The sequence below is a fragment of the Billgrantia sp. Q4P2 genome (assembly GCF_052806135.1).
Map to the genome: position 1 here is coordinate 56,906 of NZ_JBRBAI010000005.1, position 14,385 is coordinate 71,290.

Below are 14,385 nucleotides of genomic sequence, written 5' to 3' on the forward strand. Positions count from 1 at the left end.
ATCGTATGAATCATCAGGAGACCGCCACCATGAGCAGCCCCAACGATATCGTCTTTCTTTCTGCCGCGCGTACGCCCATGGGCGGCATGCTCGGTAGCCTGGCAAGCCGCACGGCCCCTGAGCTGGCCGCCACCGCCATTCGTGCCGCTATCGAGCGTGCCGGTATCGAGGCCAGTGCCATTGATGAAGGCATCATGGGCTGCGTGCTGCCGGGCGGTGTCAAGCAGGGCCCGGCCCGACAGGCGATGCGCCAGGCCGGCATTCCCGACGGCATCGGCGCCACCACCATCAACAAGCTGTGTGGTTCGGGCATGAAGGCCGCCATGCTGGCCCACGACCTGATCCGTGCCGGCAGCGGCGAGGTGATCCTGGCCGGCGGCATGGAGTCGATGTCCAACGCCCCCCACGTGCTGACCAAGGCGCGCACCGGCTATCGCCTGGGCCATGGCGAGCTGAAGGATCACATGTTCCTCGACGGCCTCGAGGACGCCGAGACCGGCAAGCTGATGGGGGTGTTCGCCCAGGATATCGCCAGCGAACGCGGCTATTCGCGCGAGCGCCTGGATGACTTCGCCATCGCCTCGCTGGAGCGTGCCATGGAGGCCACCAATGCCGGTCACCTGGCGGCCGAAATGGCCCCGGTCACCGTCACCAGCCGCCAGGGCGAAAGCGTGGTCGAGCACGACGAACAGCCGTTCCAGGCCAAGCTCGACAAGATCCGCCAGTTGCGCCCCGCCTTCGCCAAGGATGGGACCATCACCGCGGCCAACTCCAGCTCGATCTCCGACGGTGCCTCGGCACTGATCCTGGCCAGCCAGGCGGCCGCCGACAGGCTCGGCGCCAAGCCGCTGGCCCGCATGCTGGGACACAGCACCCACTCCCAGCACCCCAGCGAGTTCACCATCGCCCCCGTCGGGGCCATCGACAAGCTGTTGAAGAAGCTCGACTGGAGCGTGAGCGACGTCGACCTGTTCGAGATCAACGAAGCCTTCGCCGTGGTCACCCTGCTGGCCATGGACGGGCTCGACATTCCCCACGACAAGGTCAACGTCTTCGGCGGCGCCTGCGCCCAGGGGCATCCGATCGGCTCCACCGGCTCGCGCATCATCGCGACCCTGATCCACGCCTTGCGCACCAAGGGCGGCAAGCGCGGCATCGCCAGCCTGTGCATTGGCGGCGGCGAGGCCACTGCGGTGGCCATCGAGCTTGTGGATTAGAAACCGATCGCCTGAGCGAGTCACTCCCTGCACGACGCCCGCTTCGGCAACGAAGCGGGCGTTTTCATGAGCGGGGAATGGCAAGCCGATCGAGACGCAGCCTTTCACGCCCATCGAACAAGCGGCGGCTGCCCGCCGCCACCGCGGCCAGGGTGCCGAAGCCGGTACCCAGCGTGATCGCGAACATGATCAGGACCTGGTACTTCACCGCCAGGCCAGGCGCGGTGCCGGCGAGGATCTGGCCGGTCATCATTCCCGGCAGGCTGACCACCCCGGCGGCGGCCATGGCATTGATCATCGGCATCAAGCCGCTGCGCATCGCCTCACGGCGGATGTCGCCGATCGCCACCTGCCACGGCTCGCCGAGCATCAGACGATTCTCGATCACGCCACGCTGACGCCAGGCAGTATCGGTCAGCCGATCCAGCGCCAGGGCCACGCCGGTCATGGTGTTGCCGAGCAGCATGCCCAGCAGCGGAATGGCGTACTGGGGGCGATACCACGGTTCGGGGCCGATGATCACCGTCAGCGTCAGCACGGCGACGGTGAACGAGGAGAGAAACATCGACAGCGTGCCGATGCCGAAGGCCCAGCCGCCCAGCAGCCGGCGCTTCTGCCGCGCCATCACCTCGCGCCCGGCAATCAGCAGCATGACCAGCGCCATCAGCACGACCCACACCAATCTCTCGGCGGCGAACAGCGCCTCCAGTACCAGGCCAACCAGCGCCAACTGAATGACGGTACGCAGCGCGGCAACCAGCAGGCTGCGGCTCATGCCCAGCCGCATGGCGGCGGTGCAGCCGGCAAGGGCCACGACCATCGTTGCCGCCAGTGCCAACTGCCACCAGGAGAGTTCGATCACGCCCATGCGACCTCCGTCTCTTCCAACCGCCCGCTCACGATCCGCCAATGGCGGCTGGCCACCCGGGCGATCTGCCTCCGGTCATGGGCGACCCACAGCGTCGGCCAGCCTCGCGAACGAATGCGCGCCGTCAGCCAGGCTTCAAGCCGCTCGCTAGTCGCGTCATCCAGGTTGGCGGTCGGTTCATCGAGCAGCAGCACGCGGGGTTCGCGGCTCACGGCCCGCAGTAGCCCCAGGCGCTGCTTCTCACCCGTGGAGAGCCGCCCTATCTGCCAGGCCGGAGCCTCGGGTTCCAGCCCCAGAGCCTCCAGTTCCGCTGCTTCCGGCGCCTGGGCGAAGTGCTCACCCACCGTCTCCGCCCACCAGTGGCTCTCTGCCGGCACCAGCATTACCTGGCGACGCCAAGCGTGGCCCGGAGTCTGCGCCTGGGCCTGCTCGCCCAACCAGACCTCGCCTTCGTGGGGCTCGAGATCGGCCACGGCACGCAGCAGCCGGCTCTTGCCGGAACCACTGGCACCGGAAAGGCAGCAGATTTCGCCGGGCCCGACGGAGAAGCTGACCTCGGCAAGATCGCCTACGGCAACCCGGTCGAGTCGCAGATACTCGCGAGACAAGGGCTCCTCCCTGCTGCGTGGAAAAGACGCTACAGTGGCGCGAACCCGTCAGGTTGGCAAGCACCTGGCCGGCTAATAGCCAGTGTTTCGACGGCGGCCGCTCCGATTGAGGATATATGGAAATCCATATACAGTAGTTCAACTGCTCCAGCTTCGTTCCCGGCAGGACCCGCTTTCTGGTGTTTTCTCTCTTCTCCTTCGGTACAGCATAATGACTGCACATCAGGACACCCAGGCACCCAGCTCCACCGAGGACATGGGCCTGTTCGGACGTTATCTCTCGGTGTGGGTGGCACTAGCCATCGTGGCCGGCGTGCTCCTCGGCCAGTTCGCACCGGCCGTACCCGAGACGCTGTCGCGCTTCGAGTATGCCCAGGTATCGATACCGGTGGCGATCCTGATCTGGGCGATGATCTTCCCGATGATGGCGCAGATCGATTTCGCCGCCGTGCTCGGCGTACGCCGCCAGCCCAAGGGCTTGATCATCACCACCACGGTGAACTGGCTGATCAAGCCCTTCACCATGTTCGCCATCGCCTGGTTCTTCCTGATGGTGCTGTTTCGCCCCCTCATTCCCGAACCGCTGGCAAGCCAGTACCTGGCCGGCGCCATCCTGCTCGGTGCCGCGCCATGCACCGCCATGGTCTTCGTATGGAGCACCCTGACCCGAGGGGATGCCGCCTACACCCTGGTGCAGGTTTCGCTCAACGACTTGATCATGCTGTTCGCCTTTGCCCCCATCGTCGTGCTCCTGCTTGGCATCTCCAACATCCAGGTGCCCTGGGATACCGTGGCGCTGTCGGTTTTCCTGTACATCGTCATTCCGCTCAGCGCCGGCTATCTGACCCGGCGCACCCTGATCGCCCGCCGCGGCATCGAGTGGTACGACAATGTCTTCATGAAGAAGGTGGGGCCGATCACGCCCATCGGCCTGATCATCACCCTGGTGCTGCTGTTCGCCTTCCAGGGGGATGTGATCATCGCCAATCCACTGCATATCGTGCTGATCGCCATCCCGCTGATCGTGCAGACATTCCTGATCTTCTCCATCGCCTACGGCTGGGCCAAGGCCTGGAAGGTGCCGCACAACGTGGCCGCCCCCGGCGCCATGATCGGCGCCAGCAACTTCTTCGAGCTGGCGGTAGCCGTGGCCATCGCGCTGTTCGGCCTGCAATCCGGCGCCGCACTGGCTACCGTGGTGGGCGTGCTGGTGGAGGTGCCACTGATGCTCGCCCTGGTACGCATCGCCAACAATACCCGTCACCACTTCCCGGCTTCCAGCGAGACCAGGGGCTGAATCATGGCTATTGAACGCAGGAGCAACTAGCCGAAGCGCCCACTTGCCTTGTCGCCCCCCCGGGGCGACGATCAGGCAATGAATGACAATACCTTCTGGCAGCGCCATCCGCTGGCCATCATCGTGCTGGCCCAGCTCTGCGGCACGTCACTCTGGTTCAGCGTCAATGGCGTTGGCCTGTCGCTTGCGCATGATCTCGGTTTCTCCGAGGTCGACCTGGGGCGGCTGACACTCGCCGTTCAGGCAGGCTTCATCAGCGGTACCCTGTTCATCGCCACCACCGGCCTGGCCGACCGCTTCCGTGCCAGCCGCATCTTCGCGGCCTCGTGTCTGCTGGGGGCGCTGGTCAATGCCGGCTTCATACTGACCGCGGCTCACTTTCCCCTGGCGGTGCTGCTGCGCTTCGTCACCGGGCTGTGCCTGGCAGGCATCTATCCACTGGGAATGAAGCTGGTGATCGGCTGGACGCCCAGGCATACCGGGGCCGCGCTCTCCTGGCTGGTGGGCATGCTGACCCTGGGCACCGCCCTGCCGCACCTGTTGCGCGGGAGCACCCTGGGCATGCCATGGGAATGGCCGCTGCTTGGTGCCTCGCTGCTGGCCCTGCTGGGTGGCGCCATGGTCCACGCCCTGGGCGACGGCCCCCACCTGCCGCCGCCGGCTGGCAGGGTCCGCCTGAGCGAAGGCCTGGCAGCCCTGGGAGAGGGGCGGTTTCGTGCCGTGGCCGGCGGCTATTTCGGCCACTGCTGGGAACTCTACGCCTTCTGGATGCTGACGCCCTTCCTGGTGCATCGCGAGATAGAGCGGCTCTTGGCTTCCTCCGACCTGGTGGCCTGGCTCTCGTTCAGCATCATCGCGCTGGGGCTGGTGGGCTGTGTCGGCGGTGGCCTGGTGAGCCGGCGCCTGGGTAGCCTGTGGGTGGCCCGCTGGGCGCTGACGGCTTCCGGCGCAATTTGCCTGGCCTACCCGCTGCTGACCTGGGCATCACCTGGCTTCCTGCTGGTGCTGCTGTTCCTGTGGGGCCTCACGGTGATTGCCGATTCGCCCCAGTTCTCTGCCCTGGCTGCTGCCACGGCACCGCGTGAGCGCGTCGGCTCGACCCTGGCGGTGATGAACGCGGTGGGCTTCGCCCTGACCATCCCCGCCATTTGGCTGACGACATCACTGTGGGCCATGCAGGGCACCTGGGTGCTGTGGTGGCTACTGCCGGGGCCGATCCTCGGCTTGTGGGCACTGCGCAGGCTAGCCGACCCCGCCAGCCCGACGCCCGCACCGCTGCGCCAGGAATGAGCGGCTATGCCGGCTCGAGCTCCCGTTCGATCCGGCACGGCCCGGCAGCCTGCGGTTCTTCTACCATGCGCCACTCCTCACCAACGCCCAATGGCACGCGCAACAGCTCGACTCCCGCCTGATCGACCCGGTCAGCGGTTAGCACGAAGCGCTTGGCTTGCTCCTGCATGAGCAACGACTGCGATTCAAGCTCCCTGGCACCGTCCGCGGCCTGCTCCACCAGCAGGCTGCTTTCGCGCGTGGCCCCCTCGATCTGTCCCATGGCCCGGTTCACCTCCTCGATGCCGAGCCGCTGCTCGCCGGAAGCATGCACGACCTGTTCCATCAACTTGTCGACCCGTTCGATGGCCTCGATGATGCCGCGGGTGTGTTCGGCAGCCCGCACCGAGAGAGAATTGCCTTCAGCCACGCTCGCCTGGGAGTCCTGTATCCGCTGTCGAATGTCCCGTGCTGCATCGGCGCTGCGCGACGCCAGGGTGCGGACCTCATTGGCCACCACCGCAAAGCCCCTGCCCTGCTCGCCGGCACGCGCCGCCTCCACGGAGGCATTGAGGGCCAGGATATTGGTCTGGAAGGCGATCGACTCGATGACGCCCACGATACTGGCGATCTCGTCGGATCGGCCGTGGATCTCGTTCATCGTGGCGACGAAACGCGTGATGACCGCCTCCCCCTCCCGGGCACGCTGCGCCGCTGCAACGGCGGACTCGCCCACCTGCCGGGCGCTGTCAGCGTTACTGGCCACGGTGGCCGTCAGTTGCTCCAGGCTGGCAGCGGTCTGCTCGAGCGACATGGCTTGCTGGCGGGTCTGTGCCGCCAGCGCCTGGTTGTGCACGGCCATCTCGCGGCTGCCGGTGTGGACGTTGTCGCTGCCGCTACGCAAAAAGCCCACGGTCTCGATGAGCGAGCGCTGCATGGTGGCGAGTTCGGCATACAGCTGGCCGATCTCGTTGCGCCCCCGCGCTTCGATCGGAGCGGCCAGATCGCCCCTGGCAATGCGCTGGAAGTGCTCGACGATGCGACGCAACGGCCGAATGACGTTGACCGTGACGCCCCAGATGACCCCCGCCACGATCATGCCGGCAATGAGCAGCGCCGCCAGGATGGCCCAGGTCATCCAGTCCGCCAGGCGCTCGAAACGCAGCGACAAGGCTTCGCCCTGAGCGGTCGAATCGGCAAGGAAGGCATCGGCCGCCTCGATGAATTCCTGACTACTGTCGTTGACGCGGGACTGCCCGGATCGGTAGCCGGCATGATCGCTATCTTCGAGCAGTAGCATCTGCAGCTTCAGGTTGCTGTTCACCAAGGATTGGTAACGGCCTGCAAGCGCCTCGATATCCCCCTGACGCTGCTCGGTCATGGGGATGTCGAGAAACGCCTGGAAGGCAAGCTCGGCCTCGGCAAGTTTATTCTTGGCACGCTCCATTACCGGCCCCGGCAGCTCGAAGGCCGGCGCACGCATCAGCTCGGCGGCACGATCCATCTCGAGCCGCGCCTGAAGCAGGTGGGTATAGGTGCGATTCAGCGCGCCGGCCTGTTCCACGTTGAGCCGATTGAGCGTGCCGAAGGCATCACGGCTCATGTGATTGGAGATCAGACCCAGCCCGCCGGCTCCCAGAATCAGCACGCTGAATGCCACCAGTACCAGCGACCAACTGAGCCGCACCGTCATGTCCTGGAATCGATTCATACGCCCCCCGCGCATTGGTTATCATTCGACACGGCCACAGCAGACCGCCCCGCGGGGTACATTAGTAACAGGGGAAAATGACAGTTCGGGGAAGGCGGGTGGCAAAGGATGCCACGGAAGCATCAGCAGAGCGCGGCACGTCGCTCCGGGCGGTTGCCCATGCCTTGCAGGCGCGCCTGCAGGGTATCCAGGCGAGAGGCCTCGCCCGCCTCGGCGGCTCCGAGCGCGGCCAGCACCCAGGGTGCCACATCTCCTGCCAGGCGATAATAGACCCACTGCCCATCGCGGCGATCCTGCAACAGCCCGCATTCACGCAGTTGGGCCAGGTGCCGCGACACCTTGGGTTGGGATTGCTCGAGGGCATGGGTCATCTCGCACACACAGAGCTCTCCTTCGCGCAGGATGAGCAAGGTCACGAGAAGACGAGTCTCGTCACCGAGACACTTGAAGAACCGGGTCGGGGTCAGGGAGGGCAAGCCATCTCTCGCAGTCGTTGAGCCTGCCCCCATCTTACCGCAGTACGGCCGGCTTGACTCAGCCGTAGCGTCCGGTGATGTAGTCCTCGGCCTTCTTGGTGGCCGGGTTGGAGAACATCGTCTTGGTGTCGTTGTATTCGATGATCTCGCCGAGGTGGAAGAAGGCGGTGTAGTCTGCCACCCGCGCCGCCTGCTGCATGTTGTGGGTCACCGTGACGATGGTGAACTGCTTCTTCAGCTTGTCCATCAGGTCTTCGATGGTGGCAGTGGAGATGGGGTCGAGTGCCGAGGTCGGCTCGTCCATCAGGATCACGTCGGGCTGCACGGCGATGGCCCGTGCGATGCACAGGCGCTGCTGCTGGCCGCCCGACAGCGAGGTGCCCGGCTGGTGCAGCTTGTCCTTGACCTCCTCCCACAGCCCGGCATCGCGCAGGGCGCGCTCGACCAGCTCGTCCTGCTCGGCCTTGCGACCCACCAGGTCATGCATGCGCGGCGCGTAGGCGATGTTCTCGTAAATCGACTTGGGGAAGGGGTTGGGCTTCTGGAACACCATGCCCACACGGCGCCTGAGCGCCACTTCGTCCATCTTTCGCGCATTGACGTCACGACCGTCCATCTCGACCAGCCCCTCGACACGCACGCCGGGAATCAGGTCGTTCATGCGATTGAGGCAGCGCAGGAAGGTCGACTTGCCACATCCCGAGGGTCCGATCAACGCGGTAACGTTCTTCTGGTACAGGTCGATGCTGAGGTTCTTCAACGCCTGTGCGTCGCCATACCAGAGACTGAGGTCACGCACGCGTATGCTCAATTCGTGGTTGGCATCAGGGTTACGTGTCACCGGCTGGCCGGTCTGGGGTCGAGACATGGGGGGACTACTCCGCTCGGAAACTTGGATATTCATCGATTCGTGACCTCCCTTGGCCTACCAGCGGCGCTCGAACTTCTTGCGCAGGATGACCGCACTGGCATTGAGGAAAATTAGGATAGACAGCAGCACCAGGATGCCGCCCGCGGTCTTTTCGACGAAAGCGCGCTCCGGTTCTCCGGCCCAGGTGAAGATCTGCGCAGGCAACACGGTGGCAGCCTGGGTGAACGAGGCCGAAACGTCGGGGATGAAGGCGACCATACCGACGATGATCAGCGGTGCCGTTTCACCCATGGCCTGGGCCAGGCCAATGATCGAGCCGGTCATGATGCCGGGCATCGCCAGCGGCAGCACGTGGTCGCGCACCACTTGCCAGCGCGAGCAGCCGACGCCAAACGCGGCATGGCGGATCGAATCGGGAACGCTGCGCAGCGCCGTACGCGTGGCAATGATGATGACCGGCAGGGTCATCAGCGCCAGCGTCATGCCGCCCACCAGCGGCGACGAGCGGGGCACGCCGAAAAAGCTGATGAAGATCGCCAGGCCCAGCAGGCCGAACAGAATCGAGGGAATGGCCGCCAGGTTATTGATATTGATCTCGATGAACTGGGTCAGTCGGTTATCAGGCGCGAACTCCTCGAGATAGATCGCGGTCATCACACCGATCGGAAAGGCAATGGCGAGGGTTACCAACATGGTCATCACCGTCCCCACCGCGGCGGAGAGGATACCCGCGCTTTCGGCCATCTTGGAGTCACCGCGCGAGAAGAAGGTGGTGTTGAAGCGCAGCTCCAGGCGACCGGCCTCGACCAGTTGGTCGACTTCCGCCCGCTCGTTTTCCCTCAGCTTGCTGGCGTGCCCCTTGAGGTACTGGTCGACCTGGCTGTTAGCCAGCACCCAGCGGGTCTCGCTGGTCCCCAGCAAATCCGGATCGTTGCGCAGCATGCCGGGAATGAGACGCTCGAAGGTACGGCTCACCAGCCTGGCCACTTCCGGGTCCATGGCGGCTCGTCCCATGCGGGTCGCATCCTCGTTGTACTCCAGCTCGACCTGGATATAGGCCTGCTGGAAGGCCGGCAGCCCCTTGCTCAGCATGTCGGCGAAGAACAGCACCAGGAACAGGCCGGCCAGCCCCAGCGCACTCATGGAGATCCACTTCAACCGCGCCGAACGGCGGTGCCGCTTCTTCAGCTGGGCGCTGATGACGTCGAAGGATTGGCTCATCAGGTCGTTTCCTCGGCGTTACAGGTTGTTGACGCGATACTTGGCGCGGAAGCGACGAATCATCAGCACCGACACCAGGTTAAGGCTCAGGGTGACGGCAAACAGCACCAGCCCCAGGGCGAAGGCGGACAGCGTCTCGGCGCTCTCGAACTCCAGGTCGCCGGTCAGGGCCGCCACGATGCGCACCGTCACCGTGGTCATGTCCTCGAGCGGGTTAGCCGTAAGGTTGGGCCGCATGCCGGCCGCCATGACCACGATCATGGTCTCGCCCAGGGCTCGCGATACCGCCAGCAGCGAGGCCGAAATGATGCCGGGCAGCGCCGCGGGTATGACCACGTCGCGAATGGTTTCACCTTTGGTCATTCCCAAGGCCAGCGAGCCCTGGCGCATGCTGTCGGGTACCGAGTTGATCACGTCATCGGAAAGCGACGAGATGAACGGAATGATCATGATCCCCATCACCACGCCCGGCGCCACGGCATTGTTGTAAGAGGCATCTAGGCCGAAGAAACCGGCGATGCTGACAATGATCGGCGCCACCGTGATGGCAGCAAAGAAGCCGTAGACCACGGTGGGTATGCCAGCCAGCACCTCGAGCGTCGGCTTGGCCAGGGTGCGGACTCGCTGCGGGGCGAATTCCGACATGTAGATCGCCGAGAGCAGGCCGACAGGGATGGCCACCAGCATGGCAATGGCGGTGATCATGAAGGTGCCGGCGAACAGCGGCACCGAGCCGAACTGAGCGGCGCTTCTGGCATCGTCGGCGCGGCCGGCCGCGGCCAGGAAACTGGCCCCCGGGTTCCATACGGTGCCGGTGATGAACTCCCAGAAGCTGTGCATCTGGAAGAAGCGCAGTGCCTCGAAGACGATCGAGAACAGGATGCCGAAGGTAGTGAAGATCGAGATAAATGCGGCACCCACCAGCAGCCAGCGAATCACCCGTTCGATCGCCTGGCGGGCATGGAAGTCGGGCTTGATGCAAACAAGCCCGACGATGGCGCCCACCGCAGCCACCGCCAGGCTGCCGGCCAGCAGCAGGAAAGTGGGAATATCGGCGCCCAGCAGCAGCATGACGAAGGCACCGACGCCGCTGATCAGCAGTGCCGGGCCGGCGGTAGCGACCACCGTGAACCAGGCGTACTGGTCGGGCTGAGCATACATGGCCTGGCCCGAAGCCCGAACCTTGGCGGCCTTGGTTCGGCCCAGGACGAAGGCGATCAGCCCCAGTAGCAGCAAGCCGACGATGAAAAATATCAGAAGGTGATTGGTCTGCATGTCTCTCTCTCGGATGACTGACGACGGCAGGTTGCCGGAACGCGCGATGGCCGGCACCCCGAGGGTTGCCGGCCAATCAGGCCTCCTTGCCCACTACCTGCCTTATTCCAGATCGGAAGCCTGCAGACTGGCGCGCTCCTCGACCTTCTGACGGGCCGCATCACGCTCGCCCTCCGGCAGCGGAATCAGACCGATATCGGCCAGGTAGCCGCCTTCGCCGATCATCTCCTCGGAGACGAACATTTCAACGTAGTCGTACAGCGGCGGAACTTCCTCGGCGTGCTGGTTCTTGACGTAGAAGAACAGCGAGCGGGCGATAGGGTAGTCGCCGGCGCTGATGGCTTCGGACTCAGCCTCGACGCCATCGATGCTAGCGGCGATCAGGGCATCCGGGTTCTCGACCAGGAACGAGTAACCGAAGATGCCGAAGGCCTTGGTGTCCTCGGAAAGGCGCTGAACGATCAGGTTGTCGTTTTCGCCGGCATCGATATAGGCGCCGTCAGAACGAATCTCGGTATAGGTCTCGTCACCGTACTCATCGAACTCCTCGGAAGCGGCTTCCATGACCAGTTCCTCGAAGGCGTCACGGGTACCGGAGGTGCTGGGCGGGCCGTAGATGGAGATTTCGCGATCCGGCAGCGAGTCATCAATGTCGCTCCACTTCGAGTAAGGGTTGTCGACCAGTTCGCCATCGACCGGCACTTTGGCGGCCACGGCGAGGAACAGTTGCTGGAGGGTCAGATCGAGCGCATCGTTGGTGCTGGACTGAGCGAAGACGATGCCGTCGGAACCGATCTTGACCTCGGTGACGTCGGTCACGCCGTTCTCTTCACAGCGCGCCAGTTCGGAAGCCTTGATGCGGCGCGAGGCGTTGGAAATGTCCGGGGTGCCCTCTCCCACACCGTTGCAGAACAGACGAATGCCACCACCAGAACCGGTCGATTCGATCACCGGGGTCGGGTAGTCGGTGACGGCACCGAACTCTTCCGTCACGTAGCTGGCGAACGGGTAGACGGTGCTGGAGCCAACGATGCGGATCTGATCGCGAGCCTGTGCCACGCCCACCACGCCCATGACGGCGGCGGCAACGATCGTGGTCTTGAAAGCACGGCTCTTGAAGGTGCGGTTCATGCGAGTCACTCCTGTCGATGAGAAAGGTGTCTAACCTCTGCACGGCATACGATGCCGCGTCTCGATGACAGCTTCATGACAATGTGACCGTTCTTTATCGAGGGCTCAGAGCACCAGCGCGCAGCCGAACCAGGCCATCGGCGCCATGTCGAGCCCATGCAGGAAGGTGTCAGGCATGCACGGGGCGTCCGGTCAGGCGTGAAAGCATGACGTTGCCGAACAGTGCGGCTACCAGCATGGTCATCACCATCGGCCACAGGCTCTCGACCTCGAAGGCTCCGACCATGACGCCGGCCAGCGCCGCCGAACCGAACTTGGCCGCTCCCATCAGCGCCGTGGCCGTGGCACTCATATGGCCGAAGCGATCCAGCAGCAGGGCCATCGCATTGGGCGTGATCAGGCCGATCATGCCCGAATAGAGCATCACCAGCACCACCACCACGGGCAGCGACGCCAGTCCGGCCAGCACCACGGCCGCCAGAACCATCACTGCCACCAGTTGAACGGCAAGCCCCAGATAGAGGTTCTGCAGCGGCGTACGCCTATGCAGCAGGTGAATGTTGAGACGGTTCGAGAGTGCGATGAAGATGACGTTGGCGCCCAGCACGAAGGGATAGATGGCCGGCGTTAGGCCAAAATACTCCATGTAGACGTAGGGCGAGGCGGTGACGAAAGCGAACAGTCCGCCGAAGGAAGCCGCCACTGCGCAGATGTAGCCCAACCCCTCGCGGTGGCGCAGTACGCTGGCATAGTTGATCAACACCTGAGGAAACGATGCCGTGGGCTGGCTCGGGTCACGGGTCTCGGGCAGCCGGGTGGACATCAACCACAGCAGGAACAGCGCATAGCCGGCCAGGAAGACGAAAATCGATCGCCAGTCGGCCAGGTGCAGTAGCCCGCTGCCCACGATAGGCGCCACTAGCGGCGCCAGCATCATGATCATGGCCATGGTGGACATGACGCTTGCCGCCTGCCTGCCGCTGAAGCAATCGCGCACGATGGCTGCCGAGTTGACCACACAGGCCCCTCCCCCCAGCGCCTGTACGAAGCGCCAGGCCAGCAATTCCGTGAGCGAACCGACCGTGGCCAGCATCAGGCTGGCGAGCAGGAACACCACCAGTCCGGAAAGCAGGACCGGCTTGCGTCCCAGCCGGTCGGATACCGGCCCGAACAGCAGTTGACCGATGGCGAAACCGGCCATGAATACGCTGATGGAGAGTTCGGTATGGTGAATGCTGGCACTGATACTGTCGGCCAGCGCCGCCATGGCGGGTAGATAGGCATCGATGGCAAAGGGGGCCAGAGCCGTATTGATGGCTACCAGCAGCGCCACGCGTCGAGGGGAAAGGGTCAAGTCAGCTCCCATGCCGGATGAACGAGAAAGCTAGGAGGCTAATCATAGCGCAACTGTTTTCCTCCTGCTTCGCCACGCATCTGTTCCCGCTCCCGCCCAATTGCTAAAGTGGCCCGATACCGACACTCAGGAGAGACTGCAATGGCAGAGGACCTGCTTAGCCAACTCAAGACGATGAGCACCGTGGTAGCCGACACCGGTGACATTGACGCCATCCGCCGCTTCCAGCCCACCGACGCGACCACCAACCCCTCGCTGATCCTGCAGGCCGCCCAGCACGAAGGCCGCCGGGAGCGGCTGGCGGAAATCGCCCGGCAGGCCACCGATATCGACGATGCCCTGGACGCCGTGGCCGTGGAGATCGGCAGCGAGATCAGCGGCCTGGTGCCCGGTTTCGTCTCTACCGAGGTCAGCGCACGCCTCTCCTTCGATACCGAGGCGACCCTGGCCCGGGCGCGCTCACTGATCGAGCGCTACGACCGCCACGGCATCGGCCCCGACCGCATCCTGATCAAGATCGCCTCCACCTGGGAGGGCATTCGCGCCGCCCGCCAGTTGGAGCGCGAGGGCATCCACTGCAATCTGACCCTGCTGTTCAGCTTCGCCCAGGCACAGGCCTGTGCCGATGCCGGCGTGACCCTGGTCTCGCCCTTCGTCGGCCGCATTCTCGACTGGTACCGGCAGGAGTGGCCGGATGCCGACTTCAGCGGCGACAACGATCCCGGCGTCAAATCAGTCAGACGCATCTACGAGCACTACAAGGGGCACGGCTACAAGACCGTCGTGATGGGCGCCAGCTTCCGTAATGTCGGTGAGATCCTGTCGCTGGCTGGCTGCGACCGCCTGACCATCTCCCCTGCCCTGCTTGGTGAGCTGGCCGAGAGCCATGAGCGGCTCGAACGCCGGCTGAGCCCGGTCGACGCCGAGACATCGCCGCCCGAACCCCAGGACGAGGCGGAATTCCGCTGGGAGATGAACGAGGATGCGATGGCCACGGAGAAACTGGCGGAAGGGATCCGCAAGTTCACCGCCGACCAGCGCAAGCTGGAGAAACTGCTGGGTGAATTGCGTCAGTAACGACAAGCGG

General features: G+C 64.4%; 13 protein-coding genes. 4 read left to right on the plus strand and 9 right to left on the minus strand.

The annotated features are described in order from the left end of the window. Nucleotides 1-29: 29 nt before the first annotated feature. Nucleotides 30-1,217, plus strand: coding sequence for an acetyl-CoA C-acyltransferase (locus ACUY1T_RS10520; RefSeq protein WP_446022549.1), 1,188 nt, complete (start codon nucleotides 30-32; stop codon nucleotides 1,215-1,217). A gap of 64 nt (nucleotides 1,218-1,281) precedes the next feature. Here ACUY1T_RS10520 and ACUY1T_RS10525 read toward each other — a convergent pair whose 3' ends face one another. Both ACUY1T_RS10525 and ACUY1T_RS10530 read right to left on the minus strand, forming a co-directional pair. After that, nucleotides 1,282-2,085, minus strand: coding sequence for an ABC transporter permease (locus ACUY1T_RS10525; protein ID WP_446022550.1), 804 nt, complete (start codon nucleotides 2,083-2,085; stop codon nucleotides 1,282-1,284). Beyond that, a complete protein-coding gene (locus tag ACUY1T_RS10530) occupies nucleotides 2,076-2,693 on the minus strand; it encodes an ABC transporter ATP-binding protein (protein WP_446022552.1) in 618 nt (205 codons plus the stop codon). The genes ACUY1T_RS10525 and ACUY1T_RS10530 overlap by 10 nt, the downstream gene beginning before the upstream one ends. A 211-nt stretch (nucleotides 2,694-2,904) precedes the next feature. On the opposite strand from ACUY1T_RS10530, the gene arsB reads away from it, so the two are divergent. Continuing rightward, nucleotides 2,905-3,990 carry an ACR3 family arsenite efflux transporter gene (gene arsB, locus ACUY1T_RS10535; RefSeq protein ID WP_446022554.1) on the plus strand — a complete coding sequence of 362 codons (1,086 nt, stop codon included), beginning with the start codon at nucleotides 2,905-2,907 and terminating at the stop codon, nucleotides 3,988-3,990. A 78-nt stretch (nucleotides 3,991-4,068) separates the two neighbouring features. After that, nucleotides 4,069-5,280 (plus strand): MFS transporter, encoded by a 1,212-nt coding sequence (locus tag ACUY1T_RS10540; protein ID WP_446022556.1) that lies wholly within the window; start codon nucleotides 4,069-4,071, stop codon nucleotides 5,278-5,280. A 4-nt stretch (nucleotides 5,281-5,284) separates the two neighbouring features. On the opposite strand, the gene ACUY1T_RS10545 is transcribed toward ACUY1T_RS10540, so the two are convergent. The 7 genes from ACUY1T_RS10545 to ACUY1T_RS10575 all read right to left on the minus strand — a co-directional run bounded on the left by ACUY1T_RS10545 (nucleotide 5,285) and on the right by ACUY1T_RS10575 (nucleotide 13,298). Then, a complete protein-coding gene (locus tag ACUY1T_RS10545; protein ID WP_446022557.1) occupies nucleotides 5,285-6,970 on the minus strand; it encodes a methyl-accepting chemotaxis protein in 1,686 nt (561 codons plus the stop codon). Nucleotides 6,971-7,092: 122 nt separating this feature from the next. After that, entirely contained in the window at nucleotides 7,093-7,479 is a 387-nt protein-coding gene (locus ACUY1T_RS10550) for a metalloregulator ArsR/SmtB family transcription factor (RefSeq protein ID WP_446022559.1), read from the minus strand. Between the two features lie 25 nt (nucleotides 7,480-7,504). Next, nucleotides 7,505-8,314, minus strand: coding sequence for a phosphate ABC transporter ATP-binding protein PstB (pstB, locus tag ACUY1T_RS10555; protein WP_446022561.1), 810 nt, complete (start codon nucleotides 8,312-8,314; stop codon nucleotides 7,505-7,507). A gap of 57 nt (nucleotides 8,315-8,371) precedes the next feature. After that, complete coding sequence (gene pstA, locus ACUY1T_RS10560; protein WP_446022562.1) at nucleotides 8,372-9,538, minus strand: phosphate ABC transporter permease PstA; 1,167 nt, start codon at nucleotides 9,536-9,538, stop codon at nucleotides 8,372-8,374. A gap of 18 nt (nucleotides 9,539-9,556) precedes the next feature. Next, complete coding sequence (pstC, locus tag ACUY1T_RS10565) at nucleotides 9,557-10,813, minus strand: phosphate ABC transporter permease subunit PstC (protein WP_446022564.1); 1,257 nt, start codon at nucleotides 10,811-10,813, stop codon at nucleotides 9,557-9,559. Nucleotides 10,814-10,915: 102 nt separating this feature from the next. Then, the gene (locus ACUY1T_RS10570; protein ID WP_446022566.1) at nucleotides 10,916-11,944 is read right to left on the minus strand and encodes a substrate-binding domain-containing protein; all 1,029 of its coding nucleotides are present in this window, start codon (nucleotides 11,942-11,944) and stop codon (nucleotides 10,916-10,918) included. A gap of 169 nt (nucleotides 11,945-12,113) precedes the next feature. Next, nucleotides 12,114-13,298 (minus strand): multidrug effflux MFS transporter, encoded by a 1,185-nt coding sequence (locus ACUY1T_RS10575; RefSeq protein WP_446022568.1) that lies wholly within the window; start codon nucleotides 13,296-13,298, stop codon nucleotides 12,114-12,116. Nucleotides 13,299-13,439: 141 nt separating this feature from the next. Here ACUY1T_RS10575 and tal point away from each other — a divergent pair, with 141 nt between their 5' ends. Continuing rightward, the gene (tal, locus tag ACUY1T_RS10580; RefSeq protein WP_446022570.1) at nucleotides 13,440-14,375 is read left to right on the plus strand and encodes a transaldolase; all 936 of its coding nucleotides are present in this window, start codon (nucleotides 13,440-13,442) and stop codon (nucleotides 14,373-14,375) included. Nucleotides 14,376-14,385 lie beyond the last annotated feature (10 nt).

Bases quoted from the DNA above. Each gene is read 5' to 3' on its own strand.
- ACUY1T_RS10550 (WP_446022559.1), bottom strand. From the start codon at position 7,479: ATGGGGGCAGGCTCAACGACTGCGAGAGATGGCTTGCCCTCCCTGACC.
- pstC (WP_446022564.1), bottom strand. From the start codon at position 10,813: ATGCAGACCAATCACCTTCTGATATTTTTCATCGTCGGCTTGCTGCTA.
- arsB (WP_446022554.1), top strand. From the start codon at position 2,905: ATGACTGCACATCAGGACACCCAGGCACCCAGCTCCACCGAGGACATG.
- ACUY1T_RS10570 (WP_446022566.1), bottom strand. From the start codon at position 11,944: ATGAACCGCACCTTCAAGAGCCGTGCTTTCAAGACCACGATCGTTGCC.
- pstB (WP_446022561.1), bottom strand. From the start codon at position 8,314: ATGTCTCGACCCCAGACCGGCCAGCCGGTGACACGTAACCCTGATGCC.
- pstA (WP_446022562.1), bottom strand. From the start codon at position 9,538: ATGAGCCAATCCTTCGACGTCATCAGCGCCCAGCTGAAGAAGCGGCAC.
- ACUY1T_RS10520 (WP_446022549.1), top strand. From the start codon at position 30: ATGAGCAGCCCCAACGATATCGTCTTTCTTTCTGCCGCGCGTACGCCC.
- ACUY1T_RS10525 (WP_446022550.1), bottom strand. From the start codon at position 2,085: ATGGGCGTGATCGAACTCTCCTGGTGGCAGTTGGCACTGGCGGCAACG.
- ACUY1T_RS10545 (WP_446022557.1), bottom strand. From the start codon at position 6,970: ATGAATCGATTCCAGGACATGACGGTGCGGCTCAGTTGGTCGCTGGTA.
- tal (WP_446022570.1), top strand. From the start codon at position 13,440: ATGGCAGAGGACCTGCTTAGCCAACTCAAGACGATGAGCACCGTGGTA.
- ACUY1T_RS10540 (WP_446022556.1), top strand. From the start codon at position 4,069: ATGAATGACAATACCTTCTGGCAGCGCCATCCGCTGGCCATCATCGTG.